This is a genomic window from Tenacibaculum sp. DPLXC6 (assembly GCF_056815515.1).
The window spans coordinates 1,618,744-1,637,678 of the sequence record NZ_CP141806.1 but is presented as its reverse complement, the minus strand read 5'-3'; the positions used below and the strand labels follow the sequence as shown (position 1 = coordinate 1,637,678).

Here is an 18,935-nt window from a genome sequence, read left to right as displayed (position 1 = left end):
GTGTGATAGATAAAAAATGAAAAATAAATTTTTAATCAGTATATGCTTACTGGTACCATCCATGTTATTTGCTCAAGAAGTGTTAACAGGAACTATTAAAGATAAAAATAATCAAAAAAAGAATTCAGGAATTTTCGGAGCCAATGTATATTGGTTACATACGGGTGTTGGAGCTACAACAGACCAAAAAGGAGAGTTTAAAATTCCGTATAAAAAGGAGTATAAAAAATTAATAATAAGTTTTGTTGGTTATAAGACAGATACAATAAATGTTAACAGTACAAAACCAATCAATCACTATTTAACAGAAAGTAATACGTTAAATGAGGTGGCTGTTTCAGCCAAAAAAGGCTCAACACAAAGGTCGTATTTGCAAACACAGAATTTGGTGACTATTAATAGTGATGAATTGTTAAAAGCAGCTTGCTGTAACCTATCCGAAAGCTTTGAAACTAACCCATCTATTGATGTTAATTTTTCTGATGCATTAACGGGTACAAAACAAATTCAAATGTTAGGCTTAACAAGTCCGTATTTGTTGATTACTCAAGAAAACATCCCGTCGATTAGAGGAGCAGCACAAGCATTCGGATTAACATTCACACCTGGAACTTGGGTAGAAAGTATTCAAATAACAAAAGGGGCAGGTAGTGTTGTAAATGGTTTTGAAAGTATTTCAGGTCAAATAAATACAGAGTTAGTAAAACCATCAACCAATCATAAATTCTATCTCAATGCTTATGGAACAGTAGGAGGTAGGTTAGAATTAAACACTCATTTTAATCAGAAAGTAAGTGAGAAATGGAAAACAGGTTTGTATGTTCATGGAAATTATAGAGGAGAAAAGTTTGATAAGAATAATGATAACTTCTTAGATAATCCGTTAGCAGAACAAATTAATGTGATGAATCGTTGGCAGTATACAGATGCTGAAAAAGGTTGGGTAAGTTTTATCAACTTTAGGTATTTAGACGATTCAAAGCAAGTAGGAGAGGTCAGCTTTAATCCAGAAGTGGATAAAGGGTCTAGTACTGTTTGGGGAAGTGAAATTAAAACCAAGCGTTTTGATACATCGTTAAAAATAGGATATGTTTTTCCAGATATGCCTTTTCAAAACATGGGGTTTCAAGCAGCCTATAGTAATCATAAACAAGATTCGTATTTTGGATTGAGAGACTATAATATTCAGCATCAAAGCTTTTATAGCAACTTCATGTTTAGTTCTATTATTGGAGATACTCGTAATAAATTTAAAACAGGGGTTAGCTTTACCTATGATAAATACGATGAATTTGTTAGTACAGCGATGAATCCAAATTTTGATAGAAAGGAAAACTCTGTAGGAACGTTTTTTGAGTACGCTTATGATAATGCCGATAATTTAAGTATTACTGCAGGACTTCGATTAGATTACCATAACTTATTAGGAACTTTTGTAACCCCTAGGTTACACATGCGTTATGTTCCTTGGGGAAGAGGCGTGTTAAGAGCTTCTGTAGGAAGAGGAAAACGAAGTGCTAATATTTTTGCAGAAAATCAACAGCTTTTTGCTTCATCAAGAGTAATTACTATTGAAAATACAGGTGGAAATATTTATGGTTTAGACTCAGAAGTGGCTTGGAATTACGGAGTGTCTTTTTTACAAGGCTATAAGTTATTTGGAAGAAAAGGAGATATAACATTTGATTTTTATCAAACAAACTTCTCAAATCAGGTGGTAGTCGATTGGGAAAACCCACAAGAAATTTCTTTCTATAATTTAGAAGGAAAAAGTATAGCGAATAGCTTTCAGATAGAGATGAATCAAAACATTATTCCATACTTTAATACCCGATTTTCGTATAAGTTTTATGATGTTTCTACAGATTATAAATCAGGAAACTTAGCAAAGGCTTTACAAGCAAAACACCGCTTTTTTGCGAATGTATCTTATGAAACAAAAACAGAAGAAAGTGATGCTAGTTGGAAGTTTGATGTAACTTATAATTGGATTGGAGAACAACGTTTACCCAATACAAATAACCAGTTACCGACACATTCGGATAGTTATAACTTGTTAAATACTCAAATAACAAAAGTGTTTTCAAAAAAGTTTGAAGTGTATGCTGGGGCTGAAAACATCACAAATTATAAGCAAAAAAAACCTATATTGGGAAGTGACAATCCATTTAGAGCAAATTTTGATACTACAATTATATACGCACCAGTTTTTGGGAGTAACTTCTATGCAGGATTACGATTTAAAATAGATTAATAAATAAAAAATAAAGAATAGATGAAAAATATATTTTTATTAGCAGTAGTTTTACTAGTAAGTACATCAGCATTTGCTCAGAAAAAAAATGCTAAAGTTTCTTTTGAAGTAGATGGCGTTTGTATGATGTGTAAACAGCGTATTGAAAAAGCAGCACTAAAAACTAAAGGTGTAAAGTATGCAAAATGGGACGTTAATACACATGAATTAAGTTTAATTATTGATGAGCGTAAGACGAATACAGAAGCAGTTAAAAAAACTATTGCAGGTGTAGGTCACGATACGAAAGATTTTAAAGCACCTAAAGAAGCGTATGATAATTTACATGAATGTTGTAAATATCGTGATAAAGAAGTACAAGAAGACCATAAAAAGGTAAAGAAGTAATAAAAAAAATCCCGAGTATAACTCGGGATTTTTATTTTATAACATTTGTAATGTGTTAATTTCTTGCTGCGTTAATTCGCGCCATCTACCACGAGGTAAATTCTTTTTAGTTAAACCAGCAAAAATTACTCTGTCAAGCTTAATAACTGTGTATCCGAAATGTTCAAAAATCTTACGAACAATACGGTTTCTCCCTGAGTGAATTTCAATACCTACTTCTGTTTTGCGTTCCCCTTCTACATAAGAAACAGCGTCAATAAATACCTTTCTTCCTTCAATAATTACATCACCACGTAACTTTTCTAAATCGGCAATGCTTAATTTCTTATCTAAAGAAGCATGGTATAATTTACGAACGTTATGCTTAGGGTGAGTTAATTTTTTTGCTAATTCACCGTCGTTAGTAAATAATAATAAACCAGTAGTATTTCTGTCCAACCTTCCAACAGGATAAATACGCTCTTTAGTGGCGTTCCCTACTAATTCCATCACAGTTTTACGACCGCGATCGTCTTCCATGGTAGTAATGTAGTTTTTAGGTTTGTTTAATAAAACATAACGCTTCTGCTCCATAGAAATTAAAGTTCCGTCAAAACGAACTTCATCAGTCGGTTGAACTTTATAACCCATTTCTGTAACTAATTTTCCGTTAACAGAAACACTTCCATGCTCAATATAAGTATCAGCTTCTCTGCGAGAACAAATACCAGAATTAGAGATGAATTTGTTCAAGCGAATTCCTGTATTCTCAGTTTTTTTCTGAGCAGGTTTGTTGCTTTTTGGTTTTCTGAAATCTTTTTTAAATTGATTTTTTCCTTGAGGATTGCTGTTACGCCCAGCTTGTCGTCCTCTCGACGAGTTTTTTGAATTCATAATTAAATTTTAAAAGTTTGCAAATTTACGGCAATTATTTCGTTTTTAATCTAAAACCTCTACTACTTTATCTACAATTAAAGATTTATCAATAAACAATAAGCTAAAGACACCTATTAATAATAAAATCTTTAAGATGTTGTGAGCCAAACGGTATTGATTGTTTTTTGTCGATTTCCAAGTGTAAAAACCAACAAAAATTAAGGTAATAGCCGCTAAATAAAAATAGTACTTCATGTACTCAATAGCGGGATAGTTAAATAATACTCCAATGGGTACTAAGGTTAACACCATTAATAAAACAATTAACTTCTTAGTGTTACGCTCTCCATATTTTACAGGAAAAGTATTGTAATTATTAGCAATAGCTCCTTTAATATTTTCTAAATCTTTCATGAGTTCACGAATCATGATAACCAAAAAAAGAAAGATTGCGTGTATAAAAATTACCTTTGAAAAGTTTTTATAGTGTACGAATATTACAAAAAAGGGTAGTATGGTTAAAACAGTAGCCGTTATTAACCCTATTAATGGATGTTTTTTTAATTTATGAGAGTAGAACCAAATACCAAAAATATACACAGAGAAAAACAATGCTGCTCGCCATGAAACTAACCATCCAAAGAAAAAACCAATAAAGTTTAGCGTAAAATATAAACTTAGTTTTGTTTCCTGTTTTACGTAAGAGTCTAACCCTGTTTTTATAGGTCTGTTAATAAAATCAGCCTTTTTATCGTAAAAATTATTGATGATGTAACCAGATGCAACAACACAAACGGTAGCAATAACTAAATAGAGTAAATGCCAATCAAAAACTACAGGTTTAACTGATTTTGTATCAGAGAAAATAAAAATAGCAGCCAAATATTGGGCTGCTATTAGTACTAAAATGTTGTAACCTCTTATGACAGATAAAAGGCTAAATATTTTTAAGAAAAATGTATTGTTTTTAAATGTACTCATAGTAGCATTTTAAAAGCGATACACTAGTTCTAATTTATAATCTTTTAAACTGTTTTTTGCTTTTTCATAATCTTCAGTAAACCCTAAGATGTAACCTCCACCACCAGAACCACAAAGCTTTAAATAGTAATCGTTGGTTTGTATACCTTTTTCCCATACTTTATGAAAAGCAGTAGGAATCATTGGTTTAAAGTTAGCTAAAACTACTTTTGATAATTTCTTCACATTACCAAACAACGATTTAACGTTTCCTTGTAAAAAGTCTTCAATACACGCATCTGTATGTGTTGCAAACTCTTCACTAATCATTTTTCTGAAACCTTCGTTCTTCATCTTATTCATAAAGATGTTAACCATAGGCTCAGTTTCACCAATTTGTTCAGAATCTAATAAGAAAACAGCACCTTTTCCTTCTTTTTGAGAAGGAATTCCAGCTGGCTCAATATGTTCTTTTGAATTGATTAATATAGGTAAACTTAAATACGAGTTTAAAGGATCTAACCCAGAACTTTTTCCGTGGAAAAAAGACTCCATCAAAGAAAAAATTTGTTTCAAAGTTAAAAGCTTATCTCTTGTTAAGTTTTCTAAAATTGTAATTTTATTATTTGCATATTTGTCGTAGATAGAAGCTACTAAAGCACCTGAACTTCCTACTCCATACCCTTGAGGTATTGAAGAGTCAAAATACATTCCGCTATCAACATCGCTTTTTAAAGAATCTAAATCGAAAGAAACAATATCAGAGTTTAAGTTAGCTAAATATGTATAAAAATTAGCTAAGCTTTGATTTGATTTTTCAGCTTCTCCAGTTAAGTTTTTTGCAGATTTTAACGCTCCTTTATAAGAACTAAAAGGTATTGCTAATCCTTTGGAATCTTTAATGATTCCATATTCTCCGAAGAGTAATATTTTTGCGTAAAATAAGGGTCCTTTCATAGGTGTTTTAATTACAATGCAAACATACGGGTAAAACTACTAGTTTACAAACTAGTACACGTTTTTGTAAAAAGTTTTCCAAACACCAACTTTTTCGTTGTCTCGATATTTACCTTTTGTTTCTATTTTACCATTCTTATAAAAAGTTTTCCATATACCTTCTCTTTCACCTTCTTCATACTTTCCTTCTTCTTTCAACTCACCAGATTCATAATATACTTTTCTGATTCCGTGAAGTTTTCCACTTTTGTAGTTCGCTCTATGAAAAGGTTTTCCATTTTCATGATAATATAGTACTAAACCGTCAAAGACTTCCTCGTTAGGAATGTTTACTGTACTAAAACCTTCCATTTGAATTTGTCCGTTTTTGTAGTAGTCTACAATCCAAAAACCGTTATTCATTCTTTTAGGAGCAGGTCTGTAAAACACATGCTCTTCTTTTGTTGTTTCGTGCCAATTTTTATCGAACCAAATAGTGTCTTGTGCAGTAACAGAATTGGTTATAAAACCAATAAAAAGGGCAATTATTAATGTTGAAGTTCTCATAATAGTTGGGAATTTAGGTTAAAATAGGTCTCGCGCCAAAACCCACACTATCACAAATATAATGATTTTTTTGGCAGTATGCAGCCAAAATATCCTTAATAAATACTTCAATTTCAGACTTTTCTGAATGAGGGTATAATACGTGTACATTTGCACCAGCATCTAATGTAAAACAAACATTACTATCGTTTTCTTGTCTGTATTCCCATATTTTATTAATGATTTCTAAAGTGTTAGGTTTCATTAAAATAAAATACGGATTACTAGTTAACATCATGGCATGTAATGTTAAAGCTTCACTTTCAACAAGGTTAACAAAAGCCTTGATGTCTCCATTTTGAAAAATCTTTGAAAGTTTTTCCAAGTTTTGATTAGCTTGTGTAAAACGATTTTCTGCATACGGATGATCGTGCATTAAATTATGTCCAACTGTACTTGAAACTTGTTTTTCTCCTTTGTCAACTAATAAAATAGCATCTTGATAATCTTCAAAAATAGGATGAACTGTATAAGGAAATTTTATACCAAATAAATCTGAACTTCCCACAATATTAGGGTGGTTTCCCCAAACTACTAATGGACCTTCTATACTTCTACTAGCGCTCCCTGACCCTAAACGAGCTAAAAAAGAAGCTTTTTTGTTAATATACTCCTCAGTTAAATTTGAGTTTAACTCTTTTTCTAAATTCATTAAACACATGGCAATAGCACTCATTCCGCTTGCAGAAGAAGCAATACCACTACTATGTGGAAAAGAGTTTTCAGAAGAAATAACCATCTTATACTCTAAAATATATGTACAGTATTTTTGAATTCTTTCAAAGAACTTGGCTATTTTAGGTTTAAAATCATCTTTCTTTTTTCCTTCAAAAAACAACTCAAATTCTGCTTGATTTTTTGGTAATGTCTTTGTAAACTCAATTTTTGTAGTTGTGTGACAATTGTTTAATGTAAAGCTTATAGAGGCATTTTTAGGAATTTGAGGTTCGCTTTTTCCCCAGTATTTTACCAAAGCAATATTACTAGGTGTTTGCCATGTAACAGTTAAGTTATCTACTTTTTTATCTTGAGAAAGAAATAAGAAATCTGATGTATTCAACGTGTAAAAATTTTGCTGTAAAGATAGAATTTCGCTTACACTTGTGCTAATTTTTGTAAGACGCTTTCTTTGTAGCTCCTACTTATTGATACCGCTTTTTTAGCAATCTCAATATATTCGTTAGTATATGAGGAAATTTTAGATATTGAAACAATATAAGAACGATGAACTCTTATAAAACTATCAGTTGGTAATGTGGCTTCAAAATTACTAATGGTTTCCCTAGTTATTACAGTGTCGTTATTGGTGAAAACTTTAACATAGTCACCTAAACTTTCAATGTATAAAATATCTTTAAAGTTAATCTTAACCATTTTTCTATCGGCTCTTACAAACATAAAATCCTTCTTGTTATCATTTTCTATAGAAATTTTCATGTTGTTATTAGTAACCTTTTGAATTGCTTGTAAAAATCGATCGAAACTAATAGGCTTTAATAAGTAGTCTATTACATTTAGATTGAAACCATCAACAGCATAATCTCTATAAGCAGTAGTAAAAATTATTTGTGATTTGTTATTGATAATTTTAGCTAAACTTAATCCAGTAATTTCAGGCATATTAATATCTAGAAAAAATAAATCGATATTTTCTGTTTGTGCAACTTGTAGTGCTTCCATAGCATTTTTACAACTAGAAATTAATTTTAGTTTAGGAGTTTTTTCTATGAATGATTCAAGAATTTCCCTTGCTATAGGTTCGTCGTCAACAATTACACAGGTTATTTTATTAGCCATTTGTTAAAGGGATTTTTAAATCTACAATAAATTGGTTTTCTTCTAATGCTAAATGAAGTTTAAACTGATTGCTGTAAAGCATTTTTAATCTTTTTTGAATGTTTTCTAGTCCAATTCCATTTTTATCTGTTTTGTTTTTTGGGGAAGTGTTTTTAATACGGAAAAACAAGGAATCTTTAGTTGTTTTTAAGTTGATATTAACACTTAATACACCGTCAATCTGAACACCATGTTTAAAAGCATTTTCAACAAAAGGTAATAGTAGCATGGGAGATACTTGGGTGGTTTCGTTATATAAATTCTTAGAGAATTCAACTTGTAAACTCTCTTGAAAGCGCACTTTTTCTAAAGAGATATAATCGTCAATATGTTGTATTTCATTTTTTAAAAGAACAGAAGGTTTGTCTACTTGGTATAAAATATAGTCTAACAAATTAGAGAGCTTTAAAATCATATCAGGAGCTTCTTCTGATTTTTTTAAAGTAAATCCGTATAAGGTGTTTAAGGTATTAAATAAAAAATGTGGATGAATCTGCATTTTTAAAAATTTCAGCTCTTGTTCTTTTAGCTGTAGTTGGGTTTGCAGGAATTTGTTTTTTAAGTTTTCGTTTTTTATGCTAGATAGATAATTGTAAATAATTAAACCTAAAGAGGTTGCTATAATAACAATAAAGTACACACCAATTATGACTAATGGTAAAGATTTAGTTAAGGTCTTTGTGTTGGTTCCTTCTAAAAAAGAGGAAAATACCAAGCCAAAGAAAATAGAGAGCAAAATAGCTGTAAATGATATAATGAAGGTGTAGCAGCTATATAAAATAAAAAGAAAATACTTTTTCTTAAGTAGGTATTTTGGAATTAAATATAAAATAATGAAATAACTTAAGCATATGGTTACAGGCATTAAGTATGCTGAAAAAGTGTTTACATAAGTAGTGTTAGAACTTCCATAGCCTAGGAAGTAGGTGTAAAAGAAATAAACACCTACCCAAAATATAATATTGAATAAGAAGAATATAAAGCGTTTAGCTATTGATGTAAATCTTTTCATTAAGTTGCAATATCTTATTTTTTGAATAAAGAGATAGGTTTTTGCGGTAAAATCCCTGAAATTGTAGACGAACAACGGTTTTCTGTTATTTGGTTGAAAAGGGAATTTAATATGTAGTTTGAGGAACAGAAAAGAGGTACTGTCGATATTACAAAACTCAAATGAATTATAAACATAGGTTTGTGCTGTAAATAACTTTAAAAATTAAAATTATGAAATTCTTATTCTCAAACCTTTTAAATGAAGGAGGATCAATGTTTATGTATCCAATACTGTTAATGCTATTAATTTGTATAGCATTGATATTAAAACTATTCTTAAAGGAAGATAGTAATGGTAAAACAATTAACTTACTTAAACATATAAGTTTATTTGCTTTAGTCTATGGGTTTTTAGGGTTGTTTTTTGGGTTAATTGGTGCGTTTGATAATATTAGTTCAATGCAAGGAGATATAGCAACTCCTGTTTTAGCAGCAGGTTTAAAAATAGGTTTGTTAGCCCCGTCTTTTGGAATGTTAGTTTTTTTAATCGCTAGATTAGGTATAATTGGGTTAACTCTCAAGAAAAAAGAAGCTTAAAATAATCAAATAACTTATTAAATAAACAAAATGAAGAAACAACTAATTGTTTTTATAGGATTGGTATGCTCTATTATTACCTACGGACAACAAGTAAATTTAGATCAACTTTTACATTCTTTTGAAGCAGAGCATAAGGCAATGGGTACGGTTTCTGTTTTTAAAAACGGAGCCGAGGTATATAATAAGTCGTTTGGTAAAGCAAACTTAGCTTTAAATAAAATAGCTAATGAAAATACTATATATAGAATAGGGTCTATATCAAAAGTTTTTACAGCTAGTATAGTGCTAAAACTTATAGAAGAAAAGAAGTTGCAATTAAGTACACGGTTAAGTACATATTTTTCTGAAATTCCTAATTCAAATAAGATAAGAATAAAACATTTGTTAAACCATCAAAGTGGATTATTTAACATTACCGATGAAGAAGGCTTTGATACTTGGATTCGTAAACCAAGAAATAGAAAAGAGATGATAGGTAAAGTTGTAAAAGGAGGAACGGTATTTGAAGTAGGAACACAAACAGCGTATTCAAATTCTAATTTCATACTACTGTCTTATATTGTAGAGGATATAGAAAAGAAACCGTTTGCAAGAGTTTTGAAGGAAAGAATTTTTGAGCCTCTTAATTTAGAAAGAACCTCTTTTGGTGCTGAATTGAACCCGAATAAAAACGAAGCATTTTCTTATTATTCAAATAAAAATGTTTGGACTCCAATTTATCAGGAGACAAACTTAAAGTCAACTATGGGAGCTGGAGGTATATCTTCTACCGCTCAAGAAGTAAATGAATTCTTTAATGCTTTGTTTACTGGTAAAATTATTTCAGATGAAATGATAAAAAAAATGACAACACCAGAGAATGAATGGGGGTTAGGAATATCTGTAGTAAACTTTCAAGATATGATTATTTACGGACATGATGGGGGAATTGATGGGTTCCAATCTTTAGCACTGTATCTGCCTGTGCAAAAAATATCAATAGCTTTTACATTCAATGCAACTAATGTACCTACAACCCCAACAGCTATTCAAATATTACAAACCTATCTTTCATCAGAAGCAAAGAAATAATGACTATGAAAAAAGTGTAATATATTTTATAATGTTTCCATATAACTTGTTTGGTTAACAAGAAAACAAAGGCGATGCCTTTAGGAAGAAGAATATTTAAAAAGAATGATTAATTATACTTGGAATATAGAACAAAAGTAAAACAGTCAATCTAGCTATAAAATACCCGTTTCTATTTCAGAAATGGGTATTTTTGTTTTATGAGAAAAATTAAACTGATTTGGGATTTTAAAGGTCCAGATGGTCTTGAAACCGCAAAGCATCATTGTATCCATTTAAAAGAATTTGCTCAGATTGATAGTTTACCATATCATGAAGTAAATTTTGTATCTTTAAACGAAATGCACACCATTGCTTTTATTGTGGTTGATGAGGAATACATGAAAACCTTTAGAGATGCATTAAAACCTCATAGAGGAGAATTAGCATAATATAACACAAAAAAAATAGATCTATGTTTTTAATTAATGCCTTAGCAAAACCTAAAAAATCTTCTGAACATTACGATGAAGTTATCGGAGCTTACGTAAGCTTATATATCGATTATAAAGATATTGAAGGAGCTATGCGATTAGCAAAATTTTACATCAAAAATGAAGATTGGAAAGTAGTAGAAATAGAAGACGAATATTTTACGTTAGATTCAATTGATGATGTAGAAGATGATGAGCAAAAAGAATTGTATGAAGAAGCTGTAGAGTATGGGTACTCTATCATTTTTAACTGCTACGAAGAAGAAGGAGAAGACGAAGACTAAAAAAAGTAAAGTCATTTCGAACGAAGAAAGAACTCTTAAAACTTTGTTCGAAATGATTTTTTATTCAGCAATTGCATTAGCACAAATAAAACCACCTGTCCAAGCATTTTGAAAATTGAAACCACCAGTGACGGCGTCAATATTTAATACTTCACCTACAAAGAATAAGTTTTGATGTTTTTTACTTTCAAGACGTTTAAAGTTGATTTCCTTTAAATCTACACCGCCAGCAGTAACAAACTCCTCTTTAAAAGTAGTACGACCATTAGCATTAAATAACCCTTTGGTAAGTTCGTTTGCTAAGTTTTGAAGCTGTTTATTACTTATATCAGCCCAATTTTGATTGTTTTTTATTTCTGAAGCTGTAACCAATCGTTCCCATAATCGGCGTGGAATATCACTAAAAGGTGGTTTTAAAAATATCTGTTTTTTAGCCTGTGATTTCTTTAGTCCTTGTAACTCTTCGAGAACAGAATTTGTATCTTGTCCTAACCAATTTACCAGTACATTGTATTGATAATTTTTGTCAGCTAAAATACGAGCACCAAAAGCGGATAATTTTAATATAGCAGGTCCACTTAAACCCCAGTGCGTAATTAATAAAGGGCCAGAGTTTTCTAAATTAGTTCCAACAAGTGTAACTTCTGCATTTGGAACTGATATTCCGCCTAAATCAATAATTCGTTTGTCTTTTATGTTGAAAGTAAATAAAGAAGGAACAGGTTCAATAATCGTATGGTCTAGCGTTTTACATAAATCCCAAACTTTTTTACTGCTTCCTGCAGCAACAACCACAAAATCAGCTTCAAAATCTTGGTTTTTTGTGTTGATAATCCATTTCTCACCTTGTTGATAAATAGAATTCACACCATGGTTTTTTAACACTGTAATTCCGAGGTTATCAACAGCGTTTTGAAAACAATCTATAATTGCTTGTGATGTATTCGCTTCAGGAAATACTCGATTATCTGCTTCAATTTTTAAAGGAACTCCACGATTTTCAAACCACTCAAAAGTATCACCAGTCATAAATTTATGAAATGGGCCAAGTAGTTCTTTTTCACCCCTTGGGTAGAATTTTGTTAGTTCTTTGGGTTCAAAACAAGCATGAGTAACATTACAGCGACCTCCACCAGAAATCTTCACCTTTTGTAAAACCTCTTTTCCTTTTTCGAGAATGGTAATGTCTAATTCAGGATTGAGCTCTTTTGCATTTATTGCAGTAAAATAACCTGCTGCTCCACCACCTATAATAACTACTTTTTTCATTATAAAATCATTTCTTTATACGAAAGAACAGTGTCGAATCCTTTTTGTTTAAAATAACTTATTGTGTCTTCGTTTCCAGTAGCTAAAACAAAATCACCACCCCAAGCTCCTAAACTTTTTACTTCACCAAAATAATCAGAAAACAATCTCTCTTTTACAGTGATTTGCTTTGTAATAGAACTAATGATTCGCTCATGTTCAATGATAATTTTATCTAAGTCTTTGGAAGTTTTAGCTTTTAAAAACTCTTGAGTTAAGTTGTCAATTTCAGGAATTAATGTTTTAGCTTCTACTCTATGTTTTTTATAATGAGCAATTCCTTCTCTACTATTTTGTTTTTGATTCAAATGAATAAAAAACAATTCTTCAGAAAAACTTGGTTTAAAATTAACTTCTTCAACAAGAGGCTGTTTTTCTTTTAGTTTATATAGAATTGGTGTATTGTGTTTTGCACAAGCAATATCGTAACCACTACCAGAAAAAGCATTCCAAAGTAAGGTAAACGGATTCACATTTGCCCAAGTAGCAATATTGTTAATTAAGGTTGATGAACTTCCTAATCCCCAGTTTTGTGGAAAAGTTAAATTGGTTTTTACAATAAAACCGTGCTCAGTATTTAAAAATTCTTGATTTAAACGTTTTACTTCTTGTAAAATATCTCGTAAAGTCTCAGCAATAAACTCAGCACTTCCTTCTTTGTCTGAATTAAACGTTGCTGAAGTTAATCTTAGTTTGGGTAAATCAAAAGAAGCCTCGAACCAACATTCTCCAGTATGTGTAAAACTTCCCCAGATAAGTTGAGGTTCCTTGATAGGTTCAACAATTAAATCTTGCCCAAACTTAGTAGGAACTGCTAATGAGGTTGCACCATCCAAAACAACATATTCTCCAGTGAGTAATAATTTTCCGTTAGAGTAGTGTCGCATTATACTAATCCAAATTGTTTAAAGTGGTGTGTAAAATGTTTTACTTGGAATTTTTTCCAATATTCATAATCTAACTCACCAAAAAATGGGTGTACTACTTTTCTGTTTGGGTTTTCATTAAAAACAGTTTCAAAATATTGTACTTGTTCAATCAAATCATCGATAGCTTCTTCCATAGAGTTAAACTTTAATGGAGTAGGGTCTTCTGATAAAAATGGAGCTTTAAACCCGATTTGTAATTCACTGTCTGAATTTAAAAACGGTTTTCTTCTAGCTGACTTCTCATCAGAAACATAAATGTCGACATTCCAGTTTCCATTAGCTATTTGAGTTACTGCACTTACGTGCTCCACCATTTGCTGTCCATTCATTTTTCCAAATAAAGGTTTTGCATCAGTTTTTAAATTAGCAAGTGTACTACGTACTTCTTCCTCATTTAAAAAATCTACCCATTGTACTTTGGGTTTACGTAATTCGTTTAATTTTTCTACCACAGCACTATGTGAGGCAGTTCTGTCATCAAAATAAGCTACCACAGCTTCCTTTTCTTCATTGGTTGCTTTGTGCTGATTTAAGATATTCATCAAGTGCATTTTCATATGTCCATGTTGAATTCCTTTGGTTGTTAAGGCACGTAAAGCAGCAAAATTTTGAGCTAAACCAGCAGCAGCAATAATTTGCATTAAGGTGCGTGCACTTGGTTTTTGCATCATGTCTAACGATAATTTAGCCATCGGGTGTAAAGCAGTTAAACCACCAACAGTTCCCAATGCTAAAGGGATTTCAATCCAAAATCTAAAAATACCGTCTTTTACTTCACAGTGTGTTAGGCTTTTATATTGGCCGTCTTTTGAAGCATAGGCGTGCGCACCAGCTTCAATTGCTCTAAAGTCATTACCAGTAGCAAGTACAACGGCATCAATTCCGTTCATAATTCCTTTATTATGGGTTACTGCACGGTAAGGTTCTATTTCAGCTATTTTAACAGCTTGTTCAAATTTTTGAGCAAACTTCTCAGGGTTCTTTCCGCCTAACTCTTCTACCTTACAGCTTACTTCAGCTCTAACTAAACATTCAGGAACATAGTTTGAAAGAATACTCATTACAATTTCAATATCGTCCTTTCTAAAAGCCTTTGCAATAGCTTCTAAGCAAGAGTTAATGAAGTTAGCCCCCATACTATCTTTTGTTTCAAACGTAACATGTAATTGATAGTAGTTTGCAAGCTTATCAGTTTTATCAACTAATTGAATATCTAAAATTCCACCACCGCGCTTTTCCATGTTCTTAGTTATGGGTGCCGTGGCTGCATATAATTCAGTTTTATGTTGGTTAAAATAGTTTTCTAACTCATTTTTATCACCAGCATACATAAAATGTACTTGGCCAATTTTGTTGGTAGAGATTACTTCAGTTTTAAATCCACCACGAGTACTCCAAAACTTTGCAACTAACGAAGCAGCAGCAACTACAGAGCTTTCTTCAACTACCATTGGTATTACATAACTACGCCCATTAATAATAAAATTAGGAGCAATACCGTAAGGCATATAAAAGTTAGAAATGGTATTTTCAATAAAATCATCATGCAATTGTTGTAGCTTATCATCTACATTCCAATATTGCGTAATAGTTTGTATAATTTCTGGTTGATTATTAAAGTAAGTTTTTGCCAACCAGTCTATTTTTTCTTCTTTGGTAAGTTTAGAAAAACCAGAGATCGTTTTAGACATTCTCAATTCATTTTTGATGGTTCAAAGATACGTGAATCCTGTTAAAATGGTTATGTTATTTGGTTTTTATGATTTTTTTGAGGGGATTTTTGGCTATTTTTCCGTAAACTTGGCAAACTTTTTAGATAAACAACAACTTAAGATGAAGAAAATATTATTATTGTTTATAGGAATATCTTCGCTAGTACAAGCTCAAAAAAAAGATATTTCTTTAGAGGATATATGGAAAAAAGGCACATTTAGAGCCGATTATATGAACTCTTTAAACTCTATGAATGGAGATTTTTATTCGCTATTGAATTATGAAAATGGAAGTTCTACTGTAGATAAGTACAGTTATGAAACATTAGAAAAAGTTGCAACGATAGTTGATAGTAAAGATTTAGCTGGATTAAAATATTTTCAATCATATAGTTTTAATAATGATGAAACTAAATTAATTTTAGGAACAAACTTCAAACAAATTTTCCGTCACTCATATTTAGGTACATTTTATGTGTATGATATTGCTAAAAAATCATTAGACTTAATTGGTACAGATATTCAAGAACCAACTTTTTCTCCTGATAGTAAAAAAATAGCATACGCTAAAGACAACAATTTATTTATTAAAGATTATTCAGATGCCAATGTGGTAATTCAAATTACTAATAGTGGTAAAAAGAATGAAATCATAAACGGTATTACTGATTGGGTTTATGAAGAGGAATTTGGTTTCGTAAAAGCATTTGAATGGAGTAAAGACAGTAAAAACTTAGCATATTTACGTTTTGATGAGAGTAAAGTAAAAACTTTTTCAATGGACGTATATGGAAAAGGAAAATATCCAACACAGCATGTGTTCAAATATCCAAAGGCTGGTGAAGAAAATGCAAAAGTAGCATTACGTATATTTTCATTAGAAACGAACAAAACTGCAGAAATTAGAGTTGGAGACTATGAATACATTCCTAGAATTAACTGGACAAACAATCCAAATATTTTAGCAGTTAGAACATTGAACCGTCACCAAAATGATTTAAAAATGTATTTTGTTGATGCGACTACTTTTAATAGCTCTATAGTTTTAAATGAAACTGACAAAGCTTATGTAGATATTACAGATGATTTAACTTTTTTAGACGATAATAGTTTTATTTGGACAAGTGAAAAAGATGGGTACAACCACATTTATCACTATGATAAAGACGGTAAGTTATTGAATCAGGTAACTAAAGGAAACTGGGAAGTTACTTCTTACTACGGATACAATGCTAACAAGAAAACTATTTACTATCAATCGGTAGAAAATGGATCTATTAATAGAGGAGTATACAGTATTTCTTTAGATGGAAATAATAAAAAATTATTAAGTAATGCTTCAGGAACAAACAATGCTTCTTTTAGTAAAAATATGCATTACTTCATTAATACTTTTTCAGATGTTAATACACCTCCTGTGTATACGTTAAGAAACGATGAAGGGAAGGTATTAAAAACTATAAAAGATAACGCAGCTTTAAAAGAAACTATTGCAGGATATAATTTAAGTAAAAAAGAGTTTTCTACTATTAATGTTAACGGAAACGACTTAAATATGTATACTATCAAGCCTGCAAACTTTGATGCAAATAAAAAGTATCCAGTTTTAATGTATCAATATTCAGGACCAGGTTCTCAAAATGTAAAAAACAGTTGGAATAGTTCTAATGATTATTGGCATCAAATGTTAGCACAAAATGGTTATATAGTTGTTTGTGTTGATGGTAGAGGAACTGGTTTTAAAGGTCGTGATTTTAAGAAAGTTACTTACATGAATTTGGTGAAGTATGAAACCGAAGACCAAATTTCTGTAGCTAAAGAGTTAGCAAAATTACCATATGTTGATGCAAATAGAATAGGTATTTGGGGATGGTCTTTTGGAGGTCATATGAGTACTAACTGTTTATTAAAAGGAAATGATGTGTTTGCTGCTGCAATTGCAGTTGCACCAGTTACTACATGGCGTTTTTATGACTCTATTTATACAGAACGTTATATGCGTACTCCAGAGGAAAACCCAGCAGGATATGATGACAATTCACCTTTAAATTATCCAGAATTATTAAAAGGAAAGTATTTATTAATTCACGGTACAGGAGATGATAATGTGCATGTTCAAAATGCTTACAGAATGGCTGAAGCTTTAATTCAGGCTAATAAGCAATTTGAATGGGGTATGTACCCAGATAAGAATCATGGTATTTATGGAGGGAACACTCGTTTACACTTGTATACCAAAATGACTAACTTTATTAAAAATAACCTATAAAATTCGACAACTATGAGTACACTTAAACAAACAAATCAAAGTGAGTTTTTGGGGCATCCCAAGGGCCTTTATGTTTTATTCTTCGTAGAAATGTGGGAGCGTTTTTCATACTATGGTATGAGAGCTATTCTAACACTTTTTTTAGCAGCACCTGTTCTTTTAGGTAATCCACAATCAGGTTATGGTTGGTCTAACGCAGAAACGCTATCATTTTACGGAACATATACAATGTTTGTTTATTTAATGTCTATTCCTGGAGGTTGGATTGCAGATAAATTTATTGGTCAGAAAAAAGCCGTTATGCTTGGCGGAGTATTACTTTGTCTAGGGCACGGTATTTTGGCAATTGATGCTCAGTGGGCGTTTTTTACAGGGTTAATATTAATTGTTATTGGTGTAGGTTTTTTAAAACCAAATATATCAACAATGGTTGGAGGACTTTATAAAAAAGGAGATGACAGAAGAGATAAAGGATTTTATATTTTTTATATAGGGATTAATCTAGGAGCTTTTTTAGGAGCTTTAATTGTAGGAGCTGTGGCAGCTAAATGGGGATGGCATTATGGTTTTGGATTAGCAGGTATAGGAATGGCTTTAGGGCAAGTAGTATACATGTTTGGTCTAAAATACTTAGAAGGAGTAGGTGACTTTTTAGGAAAACAAGATTCTCCAGATAAAGATTTAATGAAGAAACCTCTTACTGCAGTAGAGAAAGATAGAATGTTAGTTATGTTTTTATCTTTCTTAATTATCATTGTTTTCTGGGGAGCGTTTGAGCAAGCTGGAGGTTTAATGAGTTTATATACAGAACAGAAAACAGATAGAGCACTTTCTTTTTCATTACCACTTATAGGAAATGAAGTTCCTGCAGCTGTTTTTCAATCAATAAATGCATTTTTCATCATTACACTAGGAACTTTAGTGGCTAACTTCTGGTACAAGTGGGGGAAAAAAGGTAAAGAATCATCTTCCTTATTTAAAATGGCTATAGGAGTTATTATTATGGCTTTTGGTTTTTTCTTTATGAGTAAAGCTAGTATGGAAGTTGTTATGGATGGAGATGAAATAGTAGAAAAGTCAGCAATGATATGGTTAGTCTTAGCATATTTATTCCATACAGTTGGAGAGTTATGTGCTTCACCAGTAGCATTATCATTTATTACTAAATTGGCACCAGTTAAATATGCTTCATTTATGATGGGAGCCTATTTTGCAGCAACAGGTTTAGGAAATAAGGTAGCTGGTTTTGTAGGTGAACTTTCAGAAGGAGCAGGAGAATTCCAAGTGTTTACTGGTATTGCTATTTTTTGTACAGTTTTTGGATTGTTAATCTTAGCTATTTTAAAACCTTTGAAGAGATTAACACATGGAGCAGAAGAACTAAATGGAACTTCACATGAAGAAGCTGAAGGATTCGAATTAGCAGATAATAATTAAGAAAAACAGACAAAAAGCCTAAGTA

General features: G+C 31.3%; 18 protein-coding genes. 8 read left to right on the top strand and 10 right to left on the bottom strand.

The features are described 5' to 3' along the window. Positions 1-16 precede the first annotated feature (16 nt). Together VCM48_RS07415 and VCM48_RS07410 are read left to right on the top strand one after the other, a co-directional pair. Positions 17-2,254, top strand: coding sequence for a TonB-dependent receptor (locus VCM48_RS07415; protein ID WP_482272165.1), 2,238 nt, complete (start codon positions 17-19; stop codon positions 2,252-2,254). A gap of 21 nt (positions 2,255-2,275) precedes the next feature. Next, positions 2,276-2,641 (top strand): heavy-metal-associated domain-containing protein, encoded by a 366-nt coding sequence (locus VCM48_RS07410; protein WP_274639673.1) that lies wholly within the window; start codon positions 2,276-2,278, stop codon positions 2,639-2,641. A 36-nt stretch (positions 2,642-2,677) separates the two neighbouring features. Here the strand turns inward: VCM48_RS07410 and VCM48_RS07405 are convergent, their stop codons facing one another. The 7 genes from VCM48_RS07405 to VCM48_RS07375 are packed head-to-tail and all read right to left on the bottom strand — an operon-like array spanning position 2,678 to position 8,846. Next, positions 2,678-3,514: a pseudouridine synthase gene (locus tag VCM48_RS07405; protein WP_273693936.1), complete on the bottom strand. Its 837-nt coding sequence runs from the start codon at positions 3,512-3,514 to the stop codon at positions 2,678-2,680. 45 nt (positions 3,515-3,559) lie between these two features. Beyond that, positions 3,560-4,477, bottom strand: coding sequence for a geranylgeranylglycerol-phosphate geranylgeranyltransferase (locus tag VCM48_RS07400; protein ID WP_482272164.1), 918 nt, complete (start codon positions 4,475-4,477; stop codon positions 3,560-3,562). A gap of 9 nt (positions 4,478-4,486) precedes the next feature. Next, positions 4,487-5,413: a mevalonate kinase family protein gene (locus VCM48_RS07395; protein WP_482272163.1), complete on the bottom strand. Its 927-nt coding sequence runs from the start codon at positions 5,411-5,413 to the stop codon at positions 4,487-4,489. Between the two features lie 51 nt (positions 5,414-5,464). Then, the gene (locus tag VCM48_RS07390; RefSeq protein ID WP_440122578.1) at positions 5,465-5,959 is read right to left on the bottom strand and encodes a toxin-antitoxin system YwqK family antitoxin; all 495 of its coding nucleotides are present in this window, start codon (positions 5,957-5,959) and stop codon (positions 5,465-5,467) included. A gap of 13 nt (positions 5,960-5,972) precedes the next feature. After that, complete coding sequence (locus VCM48_RS07385) at positions 5,973-7,058, bottom strand: diphosphomevalonate decarboxylase (RefSeq protein WP_482272162.1); 1,086 nt, start codon at positions 7,056-7,058, stop codon at positions 5,973-5,975. Positions 7,059-7,093: 35 nt separating this feature from the next. After that, positions 7,094-7,795 carry a LytR/AlgR family response regulator transcription factor gene (locus tag VCM48_RS07380; RefSeq protein WP_482272161.1) on the bottom strand — a complete coding sequence of 234 codons (702 nt, stop codon included), beginning with the start codon at positions 7,793-7,795 and terminating at the stop codon, positions 7,094-7,096. Then, positions 7,788-8,846, bottom strand: coding sequence for a sensor histidine kinase (locus VCM48_RS07375; protein WP_482272160.1), 1,059 nt, complete (start codon positions 8,844-8,846; stop codon positions 7,788-7,790). Before VCM48_RS07375 ends, VCM48_RS07380 begins: the two co-directional genes overlap by 8 nt. A 212-nt stretch (positions 8,847-9,058) precedes the next feature. Here VCM48_RS07375 and VCM48_RS07370 point away from each other — a divergent pair, with 212 nt between their 5' ends. From VCM48_RS07370 to VCM48_RS07355, 4 genes are all read left to right on the top strand, one after another. Next, positions 9,059-9,424, top strand: a complete 366-nt coding sequence (locus tag VCM48_RS07370; protein ID WP_274639680.1) for a hypothetical protein — start codon at positions 9,059-9,061, stop codon at positions 9,422-9,424. A gap of 30 nt (positions 9,425-9,454) precedes the next feature. Beyond that, entirely contained in the window at positions 9,455-10,498 is a 1,044-nt protein-coding gene (locus VCM48_RS07365) for a serine hydrolase domain-containing protein (RefSeq protein ID WP_482272159.1), read from the top strand. Positions 10,499-10,698: 200 nt separating this feature from the next. Beyond that, positions 10,699-10,929 carry a hypothetical protein gene (locus VCM48_RS07360; protein ID WP_274639682.1) on the top strand — a complete coding sequence of 77 codons (231 nt, stop codon included), beginning with the start codon at positions 10,699-10,701 and terminating at the stop codon, positions 10,927-10,929. Positions 10,930-10,952: 23 nt separating this feature from the next. Further along, positions 10,953-11,255: a hypothetical protein gene (locus VCM48_RS07355; RefSeq protein ID WP_274639683.1), complete on the top strand. Its 303-nt coding sequence runs from the start codon at positions 10,953-10,955 to the stop codon at positions 11,253-11,255. Positions 11,256-11,315: 60 nt separating this feature from the next. On the opposite strand, the gene VCM48_RS07350 is transcribed toward VCM48_RS07355, so the two are convergent. From VCM48_RS07350 to VCM48_RS07340, 3 genes are read right to left on the bottom strand one after another with little or no spacing between them, the layout of a single operon-like run. Further along, complete coding sequence (locus VCM48_RS07350; protein ID WP_482272158.1) at positions 11,316-12,524, bottom strand: BaiN/RdsA family NAD(P)/FAD-dependent oxidoreductase; 1,209 nt, start codon at positions 12,522-12,524, stop codon at positions 11,316-11,318. Continuing rightward, the gene (locus VCM48_RS07345) at positions 12,524-13,450 is read right to left on the bottom strand and encodes a GYDIA family GHMP kinase (RefSeq protein ID WP_482272157.1); all 927 of its coding nucleotides are present in this window, start codon (positions 13,448-13,450) and stop codon (positions 12,524-12,526) included. The genes VCM48_RS07350 and VCM48_RS07345 overlap by 1 nt, the downstream gene beginning before the upstream one ends. Then, positions 13,450-15,183 carry a hydroxymethylglutaryl-CoA reductase, degradative gene (locus tag VCM48_RS07340; RefSeq protein ID WP_482272156.1) on the bottom strand — a complete coding sequence of 578 codons (1,734 nt, stop codon included), beginning with the start codon at positions 15,181-15,183 and terminating at the stop codon, positions 13,450-13,452. Before VCM48_RS07340 ends, VCM48_RS07345 begins: the two co-directional genes overlap by 1 nt. A gap of 142 nt (positions 15,184-15,325) precedes the next feature. Between VCM48_RS07340 and VCM48_RS07335 the strand changes: the two genes are divergently transcribed. After that, entirely contained in the window at positions 15,326-17,473 is a 2,148-nt protein-coding gene (locus VCM48_RS07335; protein ID WP_482272155.1) for a S9 family peptidase, read from the top strand. 12 nt (positions 17,474-17,485) lie between these two features. Further along, complete coding sequence (locus tag VCM48_RS07330; RefSeq protein ID WP_274639688.1) at positions 17,486-18,910, top strand: peptide MFS transporter; 1,425 nt, start codon at positions 17,486-17,488, stop codon at positions 18,908-18,910. Positions 18,911-18,935 lie beyond the last annotated feature (25 nt).